The following is a 15,697-nucleotide window of genomic DNA, read 5'->3' as shown; positions in this document are numbered from 1 at the left end:
GAATCTTGCTGAGAAACTGGCGCGGGAACGGCGCGCGTGATTGGCTGCTGAGCGCCTGTTGCATCTGAAACAGGCCGAGCTCTCTGCCGCCAACCGCAAACTGGGGCGTCATGCCATCGCTCTGACACGTCAGATCGATGAGACTCAGGCCGAGGTTGCGACCGTCCGCGACGAAAACGAAAAGGTCAAATCCGATCTGACCGTGGCCAATGCCAAGATCGAAGTCGCTGAACGCCGTCTGTGGCACTCGATTCAGACCATCCCTGACGGGTTTGCCTTTTTCGACGACAACAACACATTGATCGTTGCCAACGCCGCTTACCTAAGCGTTTTCGATGGGCTGGAAGAGGTCGTGCCGGGGATTACCTATCCGCGTATTCTTGAAATTCTGACCCTTGAGGGGATCGTGGATATCGGCGCGGAAAAGATCGCGGACTGGCAGGCCCGTATGCTCGCACGCTGGGCGCAACCGCACCCCGAACCCGAGGTGATCCAGCTGTGGAACGGCCAATATATCCGGTTGATCGATCAGCGGGGCCACGGCGGCGACGTGCTGAGCCTTGCGCTGAACATCACCGCCTCGGTCCGGCATGAGGCCGAGCTGAACGCCGCGCGTGAAAGGGCCGAGTCTGCCAACCGCGCCAAATCCGCCTTTCTGGCCAATATGAGACATGAGATTCACACGCCGATGAACGGGATCGTTGGCATGACCGAACTGCTGACCGAAACCCCGATGAACGAAGAACAAAGGCTCTATGTCAGCACAATTCGTTATTCGGGCGAGTCGCTGCTGGCCATCATCAACGATGTTCTCGACTATTCAAAGATCGAGGCCGACAAGTTGACGCTGCACCCCGAGCAGTTCGATCTTGAACGTTGTATCCTAGAGGTCGCTATGCTGTTGCAGCCTAGCGTACGAGACAAAGGACTGACCTTGTTATTGGATTATGACCTGTTCCTGCCGACGCTTTTTGTAGGTGATCCGAGGCGGATTCGTCAGATTCTGACCAACCTCGTGGGGAACGCGGTGAAGTTTACCGCACAAGGCCATGTATTGATCCGTGTGACAGGCGTACCAGACATGACCACAGAAAGCTGCGATATCCACGTAACCATCGAGGATACGGGCATCGGGATTGAGGCTGACAAGGTCCCGCACATCTTTGGTGAATTCAATCAGGTCGAGGATGCCCAGAACCGCCAGTTCGAAGGCACGGGTCTGGGGCTGGCGATCACCAAGCGTCTGATCTCGATGATGGGCGGTGCGGTTTGGGTCGAAAGCGATACGGGCAAAGGATCTTGCTTCGGATTCCGCATATCGTTGCCCACTGCTGAAGGTCCGCAACCTATTCCACCCGATTTGGCGGGGCAATTGAAGCGTGTTTTGGTGGTCGAAGATATGGCCGTCAACCGTGCCATCCTGACCAAGCAATTAGACCGCCTCGGGTCTCAGGCGCTGACCTGTTCGACGGGGGCAGAGGCGTTATGAGTAATGGATGATTCAATTGATCTGGTCTTGTGCGATCACGATCTGCCGAACATGGACGGGTTGGAGCTTGCCACCACTCTGCGTGACAAAGGATTGGACGATCTGCCAATCGTGGTGATGTCGGCCAATCCCGGTGTGATCCACGCCGATCCGGCCCATCGGCTCATTAACGGTGTTTTACAGAAACCTATCCCGCGCGCCGAGTAGTATTCTCGGCTGATGGCGATGGGTGCGCCTGTATTCAAGCCGGATCGCAGCGACGACTGCGCCTCTAATCTCGAGACTAATGCACAAGTTCCGCAGGAGCAGAGGCTGATGCGGGTTCTGGCAGCCGAAGACAATCGAACCAATCAGCTGATCCTTCGAAAGATGACCAAGGACCTGAACATCGATTTGAAATTCGTCTCCAACGGGTTGGAGGCGGTCGAAACCTTCGCCAGCTTTGATCCGGATCTGATCTTCATGGATATCTCGATGCCGAAGATGGATGGCAAAGATGCGACAGGTGAAATCCGGCGACGCGAGATCGGAACAGATCGCCATGTTCCCATCGTGGCCCTGACGGCCCATGCCATGACAGGGGATGACCAGGGGATACTGGCGGCGGGGCTTGACTATTACCTGACCAAACCGTTGCACAAAAAACTGATCCACAAGATGATACTGGAACATCGGCCTGCTGAGGCTCGTGCGGTCGGTGCAGGCAGTGAAGGCACAGCATAGGATCGATTGATGTCAGATGAGCGCGGTTTTCGCCCCCGAGGATTGGGTGAGATTGCAATTCGCTGCGCCGATATTGCGGCAATGGTGCAATTCTATGAGAAGGTGATCGGGTTGCAGCGGCTGCAAGGCGACCATAACAGCGCCATCACCTTTTTTCGGATCGCCGAAGGGTTCGGCGGGCATACACAGGTGCTGGCCCTGTTTCACCAATCAGTTGGCTCTGAGCGTGGACCAGAGCAGACTGGCGAGACAGTGCCGGTAACAGGGGGCGCTTCGGCCCTGCACCATATCGCGCTGTCGGTGCCCTTTGCTGAGCAGGACGCGGTCATGCGCTGGTACGACCAAATCGGGCAGCCCTATCGGGTTGAGCATTTCGGCTGGATCGGCTGGCGCGGCATCTTCACTCAAGACCCCGAGGGGAACACGGTGGAACTTGTGGCTTACGATCCTTCGATGCTTGATCAGGCCTGATAGGGGCGTACAAACACGGGTTTGTCGTCTTCCGACAGATCGGCCCGGTATTCGTACCCGCCGCTATCAAAATCCAGCAGGCCTTTGGGGTCGGTCAGTCGATGTTGAATGATGTACCGGGCCATCGAACCACGCGCCTTCTTTGCAAAGAAGCTGACAATCTTGGGGGTGCCGCCCTTGTCCTCCATGAACACCGGGGTCACAACGGGCAGCTTCAGCGCTTTCAGGTCGACTGCGCTGAAATATTCCTGGCTGGCGCAGTTCACCAGAACTTTGCTGCCAGCCTCAGCAGCTTGGGCGTTCAGCGCCTTGCTCAGCTGATCGCGCCAGTATTCATAAAGGTTTTTGCCACGTCGGGTTTTCAGTTTGCTGCCCATCTCAAGCCGATAGGCCTGAATGGCATCCAGTGGGCGCAATACACCATAAAGCCCAGATAGGATGCGCAAATGATCTTGTGCCCAGGCCATTTCGTCGGCGTCCAGCGATGCGGCCTCAAGCCCCTGATAGGTATCGCCTGCAAAGGCCAAAGCGGCAGGGCGCGTTGCATCTGCTTCCGGCGCGTCTGAAAATACCCGGTACCTGTCCCGATTCAGGCGGGCCAAGTCGTCGCTCAGGTCCATCAGCTTTTTCAGATCGCCCAAGGTCAGGTTGCGGGCGGTCTTCGACAAGCGGATCGCGTCATCCTGAAAATCGGGTTGGGTGACTTCGACGTTTCGTTCTACCCAATCCAGCCGCTTGGCCGGGGAAATCACTACCAGCATGTCCGCCCTCGTTTCTCGCCTGCTCAGGCGTATCTAGCCCGCCTGTTGCAGCACGTCCAGAAACGCCGCACCAAACCTTTCGTGACGACGGTCGCCCAAAACTTGCTCCATCGCTCGTGGATCATCCGGGCGCAGCTGCGCCACCTTCGCCAGTTGTGATGCGGTACAGCTGAGCGGCTTGTCAATCCCATCGCGGCCACGCGACAATTGTGATTGAACCTCAAGTAACTGATCGTAAATGTCGCCCTGATTGCGGCCGGCAAGTTTGCGCCTTGCTGGGTGCAGCTCTTCCACCGTGCCAGTCAGCACTTCAAGGAAGGTTGCACCGTAGCGTTCCAGCTTTTTCGCCCCGATACCGCTGATCCGGGCCATATCGTCCAGATTTGCAGGTCGGGTTTCCGCCATCTCGATCAGGGTGCGATCTGGGAAGATGACGTAGGCCGGAACCCGCGCGGCCTCGGCCAATGCGCGACGTTTGGCCTTGAGCGCCGAGAGCAGCGGTGCGTCTTCCTCGGACACCATCGCTTTGACTGCGGGACGACGGGTGGCTTTGCGGATCGTGTCTTTACGTAGGTCAATTTGCGCCTCACCCTTCAGGATTGGTTTGGCGGATTCGGTCATACGCAAGGCACCGTGGCGCTCGGGGTCGGGACGGACCAGATCGTGGCCCATCATCTGCCGGAAGATCGCCTGCCATTGCGGGCGCGACCAGTCTTTACCGATGCCGTAGGTTGACAGGTTGTCGTGCCGACGTGCTCGGATTTTGTCGGTCTCATTGGCCAACAGGATGTCGATCAGATGACCCGCGCCGAACCATTCTTCTGTACGCAGAATAGCGGACAGGGCCATGCGAACCGGCGTGGTGCCATCGAACACTTCAGGAGGACTGTCGCAAAGATCGCATTTGCCGCAAGGTTCGATCTGTTCTCCGAAATATCCCAGCAGGGTCTGGCGGCGGCATTTTAGGGCTTCGGCCAATCCAAGCAACGCATTCAGGCGTGCATGATCCGCCATCCGCCGTTCAGGTGGGGCCAGCCCTTCGTCGATCTGCGACCGGCGCAGTCGGATATCGTCAGGGCCAAACAACGTAAGGGTTTCGGCAGGACCACCATCGCGCCCGGCACGGCCGATTTCCTGATAGTAAGCTTCGATCGATTTAGGCAGGTCCGCATGAGCAACCCAGCGGATGTCGGGCTTATCGATGCCCATGCCAAACGCGACAGTGGCGACGACGATCAGCCCATCCTCGCGCGCAAAGCGGGTCTCGACGATGCGGCGATCTTCGGCCTCCATCCCGCCGTGGTAGTGACAAGCCGAATGCCCTTCGGCGCGAAGCGCTTGTGCCAACACTTCGGTTTTGTTTCGGGTGCCACAATAGACGATGCCGGATTGGTTCTTGCGGGCGGCTGCGAAGTCGAGGATTTGTTTGCGCGGTCCATCCTTGACGGCAAAGGCAGGATGGATATTGGGTCTGTCAAACCCGCGCAGGAATTTACGCGGCTCAACACCGTCGAACAGCTTTTCGACGATCTCTTCCTGCGTTTCCGCATCCGCTGTCGCTGTAAATGCGGCGAGGGGCACGCTCAAAGCGCGACGCAGCTCTCCGATCCGCAGGTAATCAGGGCGAAAATCATGGCCCCATTGGCTAACACAATGCGCCTCGTCCACGGCAATCAGATTGACGTTGATCCGACGTAGCATTCCCAGTGCAGACCCTGCAGCCAGCCGTTCCGGCGCCATATAAAGCAGCTTGAGTCGACCACCCTCTATAGCATCCCAAACGGCATCAGTTTCCTCAGATGTATTGCCCGAGGTGAGCGCGCCTGCCTCGACACCGGCCTCTTGCAGCCCACGTACCTGATCGCGCATCAGGGCGATGAGCGGAGATATCACCACAGTTACCCCGTCGCGCAACAGTGCAGGCAATTGAAAACAAAGGGATTTACCACCACCCGTGGGCATGATAGCCAGCACGTTTTCGCCCGCGGTCACGGCATCGACAATCTCTTCCTGCCCGGGGCGGAAGTCGTCGAATCCAAAGACGTCTCGCAACAAGGGTGCGGAGTCGAACATGCGCCGGAGGGTCCTGTATTAAGGTTTGTCTGCTCTTAAGACAGGACCATCACATACTAAGATTCGGTGAACAAGAGGTCAGTAGAAATAGACCGCATTGTTGATCAGGATGATCCGCAGGGCATAGACTCCGATCAGCACGACAAGAGGCGTCAGATCCAGACCGCCCATGTTGGGCAGGATGCGACGGATGGGGCTATAAATCGGTTCTAATATCCGGTTCAGCCCATACCAGATTTGCGCCACCAGTTGCTGGTGCAGGTTAAGAACCTGAAAGTTGATCAGCCAACTCATGATCACATGGGCAAGAATGATGAACCAGACAATGTCTAGTATCAAAAGCAGGATTTGGATCAGCGACAGCATGGGCACTCCGTTCGTCAATTGCCCAGAGACCTAAGCGCGCCTGCGCCAAAGAGCAAGTCTGCAGCAACACAACGCTTGCGAATTACCACAAAGCCCCCTCTTATGAATTCAACAAGAACAGGGGCAGAAATGGCGGAAATTTCCAAGCGCAAGCGCATCTGGGGCTGGTGGTTTTTCGACTGGGCTTCGCAGCCCTATCACACCTTGCTGGTGACCTTTGTATTTGGCCCATATTTTGTAAGTGTTGCTGCACAGTATTACCTGACATCAGGTCTGGTGGAGGAGGCTGCCAAGGCGCAGGCGCAGGTTGTCTGGGCGAACGGCATGACCATTATCGGGCTGATCATTGCCTTTGGTGCGCCATTGTTGGGCGCCATGGCAGATGTCTCAGGACGGCGTATCCCTTGGATATTTGGATTTTCGCTGATGTACGCGGTGGGATCCGCGGCGCTTTGGTACACGATGCCTGATGGCTCGAATATGTGGCTGATGATTTCGGCCTTTGGGCTGGGCTTTGTGGGGGCCGAATATGCGCTCATCTTCATCAATTCTCAGCTGCCTGATTTGGGGGATGACAGTGAGGTCGGTGAGATCTCGGGATCAGGTTTTGCGTTTGGCTATTTCGGAGGACTGCTGTCGCTGGCGATTATGCTGGCACTGTTCGTCGAGCAGCCCAATGGCAAAACCCTGATCGGGATAGACCCGATGTTCGGTCTGGATGCGGCAACGCAGGAAGGTACTCGGTTTGTCGGGCCCTTCACAGCCGGGTGGTTCGTCCTGTTCATGTTGCCTTATTTTCTTTGGGTCAGGGACGACCCGAATACTGATAAACAAGGCAGCGTGGGCGAAGCCTTGCGGTTGCTGGGAAAATCCGTCGCTGCCTTGCGTCATCGGGTGAGCCTGGCGACATATCTTGGGTCATCGATGTTTTACCGCGACGCTCTGAACGGGCTATATACGTTTGGTGGAACATACGCTGCACTGGTCCTGGAATGGGATATCGTTAAGATCGGTGTGTTCGGGATCGTCAGCGTGCTGGCTTCGGCCATCTTCGCATGGGTCGGCGGCAAGATGGATCGGAAATACGGCCCTAAACCGGTGATACTGGTCGCCATTTGGGTTTTGATCTTTGTCTGCTTGACGGTTGTGTCGATGGATCGAACACAGATCTACGGAATTTCATTGCCCGAAGGCTCTGGCCTGCCGGATATGGCGTTTTTCGGATGCGGAATTCTGATCGGCGGTATGGGAGGTATCCTGCAATCGGCCAGCCGATCAATGATGGTGCGCCATACTGATCCCGCCACCCCGGTTGAAAGTTTTGGGCTTTATGGGCTTTCGGGTCGGGCAACGGCCTTTGCAGCGCCGCTTTTGATCGGAATAGCAACGGCAGTGACCGGTAGTGCAAGACTGGGGGTGTCACCGATCATTCTGTTGTTTATTCTAGGACTAGTCCTGATGCGCTGGGTGAAACCGGAAGGGGATCAGAGCAGATGATTTTATTACGTTTTTTAGCTGTCTTAACGGTGATGACACTTGCAGGCGCGGCAGGGGCGCAACCGCTGGCCAAGCAATTGTTCGGGGCTCAGAAGGTGGGGTCTCAGCAAAAATCAGCGGCTTTCGGCAGTTATTCGCGCGGGTGCGCTGCAGGGTCGGTGCAATTGCCCGAAACTGGGCCAACATGGCAGGCGATGCGCCTGTCGCGCAATCGTAACTGGGGGCATCCGCAGGCGATCGACTATGTTCAGGATCTCAGTCGGTTTGCAGCCAAGCAACCGGGGTGGAATGGTCTCTATATTGGCGATATCAGCCAACCACGGGGCGGGCCAATGACCTCTGGCCATCGCTCTCACCAATTAGGGCTGGATATCGATATTTGGATGCTGCCGGGTGACAACATGCGCCTTAGCCGTAAAGCGCGTGAGAATATCTCGTCAATATCCTTACGCCGCGCGAACGGCGCCTATGTGAACGGCAACTGGACCAAGCAGCATCATGCGGTGTTGCGCGAAGCCGCCAAGGACAAGCGCGTTGCCCGGATCTTTGTGTTCCCTGGTGCCAAGGTGCAGATGTGCAATGACGAGAAGGGCAACAAAGCCTATCTGCGCAAGATTCGACCGTGGTGGGGGCATCACTATCATTTTCATGTGCGTCTGAAATGCCCAAGGGGATCGAAAGGCTGCGTCAATCAGGATCCACCTCCCAAGGGCGATGGCTGTGCAGAAGCGGAACAATGGGTCCGCAATATCCTCAACCCGCCTCCACCCGACCCAAATGCGCCTCCACCAAAGAAACGACGAGAATACCGTCTGGCTGACTTGCCCCAGCAATGTACCGCTGTTTTGCAAGCCAACTGATATTAGCGCTGCTGCTAACAGGGCAGGTTTGGGCAGTCGAGCTAAAGCGGGCTTCGTTGCTGGATACTTACGTCTGGCGCAACACTTCTGATTGGTTTGGTGGATTTTCGGCGATTCACATCGCAGAAGGCGGCGAACGTTTGATCGCGATCAGTGACCGGTCAAGGCTGATCACAGCGCGGGTCAATCGGGACGGTGATAAGATCATCGGTATCGAAATTCTCGGGCAATGGCCAATCCTGTCCAGCAACGGGCGCGTCCTGAAGGGACGGGCAGGGGATTCCGAAGGGATTGCGGTTGCCTCGGATGAAAGTATCTACATCTCGTTCGAAGGTGTTCACCGCATCGCACATTATATGGCGCACAACACAAATACACGGGTTCTGCCGCGTCCACGAGAGTTTCTGAATTTGGACCGCAACGGGTCATTCGAAGCGCTGGCGATCGACAATCTGGGACGGCTTTATACACTGACTGAAAAAAGCAGAACCCTTCGCGGGGATATCCCGATCTATCGGTGGGATGGCAGCCGCTGGTCAACGCCCTTTGTTCTGCCCGCGCGCGGAAAGTTCCTACCAGTTGCCGCTGAATTCGGTCCTGACGGGAGGTTTTATGTACTTGAGCGTGCCGTTGCATTCATTGGCTTTCGAACGCGCCTGCGTCGATGGGAGATTGTCAACGATGCCCCTCAGTCCGAAGAAGTGTTACTTGAAACCGGCTCCGGACTTCACGACAACCTCGAAGGATTGTCGATCTGGCGCGACGGTCAGATGCGTTTGCGCGCTACGATGATCTCGGACGACAATTTTCTGGCACTGCAACGGACAGAAGTGGTTGAATACCTGTTGCCCGATTGACAGGTCGTTATCAAAGGTCTAAACGCACGGCCTGCCTTGGGATGAGCCTGGGGCCAAGTCGCCGCTACCTTGTCAAAACGGGCATCTGAAAATGCAACGCAGCTTTATTCCCGGCATCATTGCCATGGCCGCCATTGTCGTGGCCTCAAACATCCTGGTCCAGTTCCTCATCTTTGATGGGCTGTTGACCTGGGGTGCTTTCACTTATCCGCTGGCCTTCCTGGTCACGGACATCATGAATCGCGTCTATGGCGTAGGTCCAGCCCGCAAGGTCGTGTTTGCCGGCTTTGTCACCGGTATCATCTGCTCGCTGATCGGTAGCCAGATCATGCTGCAGGGTGACGGCTTCACCTATGCCGCCGTACCGCTGCGGATTGCCGTTGCCTCGGGAACCGCGTTCCTGATCGCACAACTAACCGATGTCACCGTGTTCAATTCACTGCGTGGCGGACGCTGGTGGCGCGCACCGCTGGTCTCGACGCTGGTTGGGTCTGCACTGGACACCGCGCTGTTCTTCACCATCGCCTTCTCGGCTTCGGTCACCTTCTTTGGTGCCAATGCTGACGCCGCGATCAGTTGGGCGTGGGAACCTGTGCCATTCATGCAGTCTGGCCCGATGGCGCCGCTCTGGGTGACACTGGCTTTTGCTGATTGGCTTGTGAAACTGTCACTGGCTTTGATCGCGTTGATTCCGTTCAAAGTGATCGTTGCCCGCTTGACCGCTGCACAGCCTGCGTAAAAAAGTTCTTTGAGATTGGCACAAGTTGTGTCACGCTCCTTTCTAACCGCAACAGATAGAAAAGGAGGTGATCCAGTGTCGAGAAAGAGATTGGAGAGAGGTGTCGGAACAACCGGGGGGATCGCCTGTTAAGGCAGCCCTTGGCGGAGCGCTCGCTCCGGCTGGTCGATTGATCTAACCGACCCCACCTCCTGAACTTTCGAAGGGCCGTCCCACCGGGGCGGCCCTTTCTGTTTTTACCTGTGCCTAGTATGGTCTGACCCATGTTGCGCATCAACGACGATATCACCCTGCAAGACTGGGAAATGACGGAAAGCTTTGTGCGGTCTTCTGGTCCGGGTGGGCAGAACGTGAACAAGGTATCGACAGCGGTTGAATTGCGGTTCGAAGCAGCGCGCTCACCCTCCTTGCCCGACCCGGTCAAAAATCGATTGAAACGTATAGCTGGGCGGCGATGGACTAAAGACGGAGCGATTGTCATCCAATGCGAAGAAACCCGTTCCCAGGCCCGCAACCGCGAGATTGCGCGCGCCCGGCTGGGGGAACTGATTGCCCGCGCCTTGGTCAAACCCAAGCGTAGGATTGCAACGAAACCGACCTATGGCTCGGTCAAGCGTCGATTGGCAGCCAAAAAAGCACGCGGCGATGTAAAGGCGCTACGGGGCAAAGTGTCCGAAGAATGAACTGGCATCTTGGCTCTTGGTTGATAGTCTGACCCACAATAAGGGCAGGAGGGCAACAACATGAGGCTGGAGGGTAAAACCGCAATCGTGACCGGTGGTGCATCCGGGTTCGGTGCGGGAATTGTGCAAAAGTTCCTTTCTGAAGGTGCCCGCGTTATGATTGCCGATATCAATGGCGATGCCGCCCGCGATATGGCCGCTGCATTGGGCCAGGATGCCATTTCTCAGCAAGTTGACGTCTCGGATGTGGACGCCGTTCAGGCCATGGCTGATGTCGTACACAGTGTTTTCGGATCGCTTGATGTTCTGGTGAACAATGCGGGCGTGACTCATATGCCAACGCCACTGGAAGACGTCAGTGAAGCTGACTTCGACAGGGTTTTTGCAGTGAACATGAAATCTGTCTACCTGACAGCGCGCGCCTTTGTGCCGGGCATGAAGGCGCGCGGTATGGGCGCGATCCTGAACGTGGCCTCAACAGCAGGTCTGTCGCCGCGCCCCAATCTGAACTGGTATAACGCGTCCAAAGGTTGGATGATCACGGCAACAAAAACGATGGCGGTGGAACTCGCCCCATCGGGCGTGCGCGTCAATGCGATCTGTCCGGTGGCAGGAGAAACGCCTCTTCTGAAATCCTTCATGGGCGAAGACACACCGGAAATTCGCGCCAAGTTCCTCTCGACCATCCCGCTGGGCCGCTTTTCGACCCCTGAAGACATGGCCAACGCCGCCTGTTTCCTGTGCTCGGACGAGGCCAGCATGATCACGGGCACCGCGCTTGAGGTGGATGGAGGCCGATGCATCTGATCCGCTCTTCATCTGGCCATAAATATCTCCACCGGAGGCAGCGCGCCGCGGCGCGCTTATCTGCCCAACATCAGAGGTTTCGATGACACCCGGCCCCAAAAACCTGATCACCGATGTCCCGGGCCTGAAGGTCGGCAATGCGCAGGACGAGGCGTTGAAATCGGGCGCGACTGTCTTGACTGCGGATCACCCTTTCACGGCTTCGGTGCATGTCATGGGTGGGGCGCCGGGCACGCGTGAAACCGATCTCTTGGCGGCCGACAAATCCGTTGACCGGGTTGATGCGATTGCGCTTTCCGGTGGATCGGCCTTTGGGCTGGATGCCTGTTCGGGTGTATCCGATGCCTTGCGCGCAGAGGGGCGCGGTTATGTAGCTGGTTCGGCGATCGTCCCGATAGTGCCGGGGGCGATTCTGTTCGATTTGCTTAATGGCGGAGATAAGGACTGGGTCGAAAACCCCTATCGCGCGCTGGGGAATGCCGCATATCTGAACGCCTCACCAGAATTTGAACTGGGGACTGCCGGGGCCGGAACCGGCGCATTGACGGCAATGCATAAGGGAGGACTGGGCTCGGCCTCGCTAGTACTTGAGGATGGAACAACTGTTGGTGCACTGGTTGCAGCAAACCCGCTGGGCAGTGTGAGTACGCCCGGAGATCGCCATTTTTGGGCGGCACCATTCGAGATCGGTTCCGAGTTTGGCGGGCATGGTCCGGATCCGGCCTCGGATCTTGGCCGCATCCACACCAGCCGCAAGGCGGAGGCTATGAAACCAGTCCAGCCAGATCGGACAAACACAACCATTGCTATCGTTGCAACCGATGCTGCACTGACCAAACCGCAATGCCAGCGAATGGCGGTGGCTGCCCATGATGGCATCGCCCGCGCCATTGTTCCCGCGCACACGCCCGGCGATGGAGATCTTGTATTTGGCCTCAGCACAGCTGCCCGTGAAGTTGAGGCCGAAGCAATGGCGATGATCGGCCACGCGGCCTCAATCTGTCTGGCGCGGGCGATTGCGCGCGCGGTCTATTTGGCGTCACCCAGTGCAGGCGATCTTCTACCCTGCTGGTCTGCCGTACATGACTTAAGTTAAGGACGAACTAGTATCTGCTGTGACACAGTGCCCTCGCGCGGCAATCTGCGCGTTGACTCTCTGCTGCGCCAAAGGTCCTTTCTGTGCAGCCAATTCGTATCGGAGCAAAAGCTATGAATCGTATCCTTGCCACCGCAATTGCTGGTCTGCTGGCCCTTCCCGCCTATGCTGAAGGTGACGCCGAAGCTGGCAAGAAAGCCTTTAACAAATGCAAATCCTGTCACCTGATCGCTGATCCCGCCGGTGAAGTGATCGTCAAAGGCGGCAAGACCGGACCGAACCTCTATGGTGTTGCGGGTCGTACCGCCGGCACTGTCGAAGGGTTCAAATACGGCGACAGCATTGTCGAAGCGGGTGAAAACGGCTTGGTCTGGGATGAAGAGACTTTTGTTTCTTACGCCCAGGACCCCAAAGCGTTTCTTAAAGACTATCTGGGTGAAACCTCGGCCAAGTCAAAAATGACCTTTAAACTGAAAAAGGGCGCTGAAGACGTTTACGCTTATATCGTGAGCGTTTCGGGCGAATAACTAGGTTCGTCTAGTTCATGTATAAAAGTGCAAAAGGCCGCAGCCCCTGCGGCCTTTCGTGCGGTTGAATGATGCCTCCATCGGCGTCACTTTGGAGAAAAACCGGTATGACTTTGAGCACCGGGATTCGCCAACAGGAGACGACAGATGGGAATCATGATCCCGGCCTGGGTTGAAGGCGAACTGACCCCCGTTGACAAGCTTGAGGCACACGAGAAAGGCCTCAAGCACAAGGCCGTGTCGGTCTTCGTTGTGCGCGGAACTGAGATATTGCTGCAGCGCAGGGCGATGGGCAAATATCACACGCCGGGTCTTTGGGCGAATACCTGCTGCACACATCCAGATTGGGAAGAAAGCGCCTCGCATTGCGCGGTACGTCGTTTGCGCGAGGAGCTGGGGATTACCGGACTATATCCTGAGTATCGCCACAAGCTTGAATATCACGCCGACGTTGGCAACGGCATGGTTGAGAACGAGGTGGTCGATGTCTTTCTGGCGCACGTGCGTGGACCATTGAAAATAGAGCCTAATCCTGACGAAGTGATGGATATTCGTTGGGTCGACTATCACGATCTGCTGGCTGAGGTGAAACGGCACCCGGACCGTTTTACGCCATGGCTCAAGATTTATCTGCACAACCACGCGGATACGATCTTTGGGCCTGACTTGATTATCTCAGCCAAATCGTAACGCTGTCTTGCAAGGCGCTCGCAAGCGGAATACATCAACGCGTCATGGCCAAGCAGAAGCAGAAAACTGACTCGAATTACAAAGTGATCGCCGAAAACCGGCGTGCGCGCTTCGATTACGCGATCGAAGACGATATCGAGTGCGGCATTGTTCTGGAAGGGTCCGAGGTCAAATCTCTGCGCGCAAGCGGGTCGAACATTGCTGAAAGCTATGCGTCAGTCGATGGCGGAGAGTTGTGGCTGATAAACAGCTATATTGCGCCATACGAGCAGGCCAAGGTTTTCAAGCACGAAGAGCGCCGCCGCCGTAAGCTGCTGGTGTCGCGCAAAGAGTTGGCAAACCTGTGGAACGCGACTCAGCGCAAGGGTATGACGCTGGTGCCGTTGGTGCTGTACTTCAACCACAAAGGCCGGGCGAAGCTGAAGATCGGCATCGCCAAGGGTAAGAAGCTACACGATAAGCGCGAAACACAGGCCAAGCGCGACTGGTCACGCCAGAAACAGCGTCTGATGAAGGACCACAGCTAGAACGCCATGGTAGCCTGAACGGCCCGCTGCCAGCGCGCATAGGCCGCGTCTCGGTCGGCCTCGGCCTTCTGGGGTTCAAACCGACAGTCAAGATCCCAGGTTTCGGCGAATCCTGCCTGATCCGGGTAGACACCTGCTTTCATTCCCGCCAGCCATGCGGCACCCAGCGCGGTGGTTTCCTGCATCACCGGGCGGTCAACGGGCGCGCCCAGAATGTCCGAAAGCCCCTGCATGGCCCAGTCCGATGCGCTCATCCCGCCATCGACGCGCAGGATCACGTCAGCCTCGGCCCCCCAATCGCCCTGCATTGCGTGCCATAGGTCGCGGGTTTGGAACGCGATGCTTTCCAACGTGGCGCGCGTGATTTCGGCGCGGCCGGAATTGCGGGTCAGGCCAAAGATTGCGCCGCGGCAATCGGGTTTCCAATAGGGCGCACCGAGCCCGGTAAAGGCAGGCACAAGGACAACATGTTGGTTTGGATCAGCTTGCGCGGCCAGTTCACCGCTTTGCGGTGCGGCTTCGATGATTTGCAACGCATCGCGCAGCCATTGCACTGCCGCACCGGCGATGAAGATCGAGCCCTCAAGCGCATAAGTTTTCTGCCCGTCCAGCTGATAGGCAATGGTGGTCAGCAGGCGGTTCTTCGATTCAACCGGCTGCGCACCGGTATTGAGCAGCGCGAAACATCCCGTGCCGTAGGTGGATTTCATCATGCCCGGCTGGAAACAGGCCTGCCCGATGGTGGCAGCCTGTTGATCCCCTGCCACGCCGAGAATCGGGATTTCACTACCAAACAGGGATGTTGATCCGAAATCTGCGGCACAATCCCGCACATCGGGCAACAAGGCTTGGGGGATGTCCAGCAAGTCACAAATCTCGCTGCTCCATTCCCCTTTATGTATGTCGAACAGCAATGTACGGGCCGCATTGGTGGCGTCGGTGGCGTGCACACGTCCTTCAGTAAGGCGCCAGATCAGGAAGGTATCGATAGTGCCGAACAGCAGCTCTCCCGCGGCGGCGCGGTCGCGCGCGCCTGGCACAGTATCCAGAAGCCATTTGACCTTTGTGCCCGAGAAATAAGGGTCCAGCAGCAGCCCCGTCTGGGCGGTCACGTCATCTTCGCACCCCGCTTTGCGAAGACGTTCGCAAATTTCAGCAGTGCGCCGGTCTTGCCAGACAATCGCGTTGTGAATCGGGACACCGGTGGCGCGATCCCAGATAACTGTGGTTTCGCGTTGATTGGTGATCCCAATTCCGGCGATCTGGCTGGCGGCAACACCCGTGGTTTCCAACACCTCCCGGCAAACGGTCAGGACGCTGTCCCAGATTTCTTCGGCCTCATGTTCGACCCAGCCTTCCTGCGGGAAATGCTGCGTAAACTCGTGCTGCGCAGTGCCGACGCGCTGCATTTGCGCGTCAAACAGGATCGCACGAGACGATGTGGTGCCCTGATCGATTGCCAGAATATAGGTCATGCCTGCGCCCCTCCCGCATTGGTTTTGCGGGACTTTAGCGCAAACAATGCCAAACG

General features: G+C 56.9%; 15 protein-coding genes and 1 pseudogene. 12 read left to right on the top strand and 4 right to left on the bottom strand.

The features are described from left to right. Window positions 1-40 precede the first annotated feature (40 nt). Both ACR0MQ_RS07170 and ACR0MQ_RS07165 read left to right on the top strand, forming a co-directional pair. Window positions 41-2,212: pseudogene (locus ACR0MQ_RS07170) on the top strand (response regulator). Between the two features lie 9 nt (window positions 2,213-2,221). After that, complete coding sequence (locus ACR0MQ_RS07165; RefSeq protein ID WP_170774629.1) at window positions 2,222-2,683, top strand: VOC family protein; 462 nt, start codon at window positions 2,222-2,224, stop codon at window positions 2,681-2,683. Here ACR0MQ_RS07165 and yaaA read toward each other — a convergent pair. The 3 genes from yaaA to ACR0MQ_RS07150 form a co-directional block, all read right to left on the bottom strand. Beyond that, on the bottom strand, window positions 2,674-3,444 hold the full coding sequence (gene yaaA / locus ACR0MQ_RS07160) for a peroxide stress protein YaaA (RefSeq protein ID WP_170774630.1): 771 nt from the start codon (window positions 3,442-3,444) through the stop codon (window positions 2,674-2,676). The two genes, ACR0MQ_RS07165 and yaaA, sit on opposite strands and share 10 nt — an antisense overlap. 33 nt (window positions 3,445-3,477) lie before the next feature. Beyond that, complete coding sequence (gene recQ / locus ACR0MQ_RS07155; RefSeq protein WP_480606940.1) at window positions 3,478-5,517, bottom strand: DNA helicase RecQ; 2,040 nt, start codon at window positions 5,515-5,517, stop codon at window positions 3,478-3,480. A gap of 78 nt (window positions 5,518-5,595) precedes the next feature. Beyond that, window positions 5,596-5,883: a YggT family protein gene (locus ACR0MQ_RS07150; RefSeq protein ID WP_010438415.1), complete on the bottom strand. Its 288-nt coding sequence runs from the start codon at window positions 5,881-5,883 to the stop codon at window positions 5,596-5,598. A gap of 102 nt (window positions 5,884-5,985) precedes the next feature. Between ACR0MQ_RS07150 and ACR0MQ_RS07145 the strand changes: the two genes are divergently transcribed. The 10 genes from ACR0MQ_RS07145 (at window position 5,986) to smpB (ending at window position 14,166) form a co-directional block, all read left to right on the top strand. Then, the gene (locus tag ACR0MQ_RS07145) at window positions 5,986-7,380 is read left to right on the top strand and encodes an MFS transporter (RefSeq protein ID WP_480606937.1); all 1,395 of its coding nucleotides are present in this window, start codon (window positions 5,986-5,988) and stop codon (window positions 7,378-7,380) included. After that, complete coding sequence (gene mepA, locus ACR0MQ_RS07140; RefSeq protein ID WP_010438417.1) at window positions 7,377-8,240, top strand: penicillin-insensitive murein endopeptidase; 864 nt, start codon at window positions 7,377-7,379, stop codon at window positions 8,238-8,240. The genes ACR0MQ_RS07145 and mepA overlap by 4 nt, the downstream gene beginning before the upstream one ends. Then, on the top strand, window positions 8,213-9,097 hold the full coding sequence (locus ACR0MQ_RS07135; protein WP_480606933.1) for an esterase-like activity of phytase family protein: 885 nt from the start codon (window positions 8,213-8,215) through the stop codon (window positions 9,095-9,097). The genes mepA and ACR0MQ_RS07135 overlap by 28 nt, the downstream gene beginning before the upstream one ends. Window positions 9,098-9,188: 91 nt before the next feature. Beyond that, a complete protein-coding gene (locus tag ACR0MQ_RS07130; RefSeq protein WP_480606930.1) occupies window positions 9,189-9,836 on the top strand; it encodes a queuosine precursor transporter in 648 nt (215 codons plus the stop codon). A 263-nt stretch (window positions 9,837-10,099) separates the two neighbouring features. Then, on the top strand, window positions 10,100-10,519 hold the full coding sequence (gene arfB, locus ACR0MQ_RS07125; protein ID WP_170471545.1) for an alternative ribosome rescue aminoacyl-tRNA hydrolase ArfB: 420 nt from the start codon (window positions 10,100-10,102) through the stop codon (window positions 10,517-10,519). A gap of 60 nt (window positions 10,520-10,579) precedes the next feature. Beyond that, window positions 10,580-11,326 carry an SDR family oxidoreductase gene (locus tag ACR0MQ_RS07120; RefSeq protein ID WP_170774644.1) on the top strand — a complete coding sequence of 249 codons (747 nt, stop codon included), beginning with the start codon at window positions 10,580-10,582 and terminating at the stop codon, window positions 11,324-11,326. Between the two features lie 82 nt (window positions 11,327-11,408). After that, window positions 11,409-12,422, top strand: a complete 1,014-nt coding sequence (locus tag ACR0MQ_RS07115) for a P1 family peptidase (protein ID WP_170774646.1) — start codon at window positions 11,409-11,411, stop codon at window positions 12,420-12,422. Between the two features lie 113 nt (window positions 12,423-12,535). Continuing rightward, a complete protein-coding gene (locus ACR0MQ_RS07110) occupies window positions 12,536-12,949 on the top strand; it encodes a c-type cytochrome (protein WP_010438429.1) in 414 nt (137 codons plus the stop codon). A gap of 147 nt (window positions 12,950-13,096) precedes the next feature. Further along, a complete protein-coding gene (idi, locus tag ACR0MQ_RS07105; RefSeq protein ID WP_010438432.1) occupies window positions 13,097-13,639 on the top strand; it encodes an isopentenyl-diphosphate Delta-isomerase in 543 nt (180 codons plus the stop codon). A 44-nt stretch (window positions 13,640-13,683) separates the two neighbouring features. Further along, window positions 13,684-14,166, top strand: coding sequence for an SsrA-binding protein SmpB (smpB, locus tag ACR0MQ_RS07100; protein ID WP_010438434.1), 483 nt, complete (start codon window positions 13,684-13,686; stop codon window positions 14,164-14,166). Here the strand turns inward: smpB and glpK are convergent. Further along, window positions 14,163-15,641, bottom strand: a complete 1,479-nt coding sequence (gene glpK, locus ACR0MQ_RS07095; protein ID WP_170774650.1) for a glycerol kinase GlpK — start codon at window positions 15,639-15,641, stop codon at window positions 14,163-14,165. The genes smpB and glpK overlap by 4 nt on opposite strands. Window positions 15,642-15,697: the final 56 nt, after the last annotated feature.

Source organism: Ruegeria sp. AN6, assembly GCF_056540425.1.
This window is presented reverse-complemented; position numbering and strand designations above follow the sequence as displayed.

Excerpts from the sequence above, each read along its gene's own strand:
- ACR0MQ_RS07165 (WP_170774629.1), top strand. The coding sequence starts at position 2,222 with ATGTCAGATGAGCGCGGTTTTCGCCCCCGAGGATTGGGTGAGATTGCA.
- yaaA (WP_170774630.1), bottom strand. The coding sequence starts at position 3,444 with ATGCTGGTAGTGATTTCCCCGGCCAAGCGGCTGGATTGGGTAGAACGA.
- recQ (WP_480606940.1), bottom strand. The coding sequence starts at position 5,517 with ATGTTCGACTCCGCACCCTTGTTGCGAGACGTCTTTGGATTCGACGAC.
- ACR0MQ_RS07150 (WP_010438415.1), bottom strand. The coding sequence starts at position 5,883 with ATGCTGTCGCTGATCCAAATCCTGCTTTTGATACTAGACATTGTCTGG.
- ACR0MQ_RS07145 (WP_480606937.1), top strand. The coding sequence starts at position 5,986 with ATGAATTCAACAAGAACAGGGGCAGAAATGGCGGAAATTTCCAAGCGC.
- mepA (WP_010438417.1), top strand. The coding sequence starts at position 7,377 with ATGATTTTATTACGTTTTTTAGCTGTCTTAACGGTGATGACACTTGCA.
- ACR0MQ_RS07135 (WP_480606933.1), top strand. The coding sequence starts at position 8,213 with ATGTACCGCTGTTTTGCAAGCCAACTGATATTAGCGCTGCTGCTAACA.
- ACR0MQ_RS07130 (WP_480606930.1), top strand. The coding sequence starts at position 9,189 with ATGCAACGCAGCTTTATTCCCGGCATCATTGCCATGGCCGCCATTGTC.
- arfB (WP_170471545.1), top strand. The coding sequence starts at position 10,100 with ATGTTGCGCATCAACGACGATATCACCCTGCAAGACTGGGAAATGACG.
- ACR0MQ_RS07120 (WP_170774644.1), top strand. The coding sequence starts at position 10,580 with ATGAGGCTGGAGGGTAAAACCGCAATCGTGACCGGTGGTGCATCCGGG.
- ACR0MQ_RS07115 (WP_170774646.1), top strand. The coding sequence starts at position 11,409 with ATGACACCCGGCCCCAAAAACCTGATCACCGATGTCCCGGGCCTGAAG.
- ACR0MQ_RS07110 (WP_010438429.1), top strand. The coding sequence starts at position 12,536 with ATGAATCGTATCCTTGCCACCGCAATTGCTGGTCTGCTGGCCCTTCCC.
- idi (WP_010438432.1), top strand. The coding sequence starts at position 13,097 with ATGGGAATCATGATCCCGGCCTGGGTTGAAGGCGAACTGACCCCCGTT.
- smpB (WP_010438434.1), top strand. The coding sequence starts at position 13,684 with ATGGCCAAGCAGAAGCAGAAAACTGACTCGAATTACAAAGTGATCGCC.
- glpK (WP_170774650.1), bottom strand. The coding sequence starts at position 15,641 with ATGACCTATATTCTGGCAATCGATCAGGGCACCACATCGTCTCGTGCG.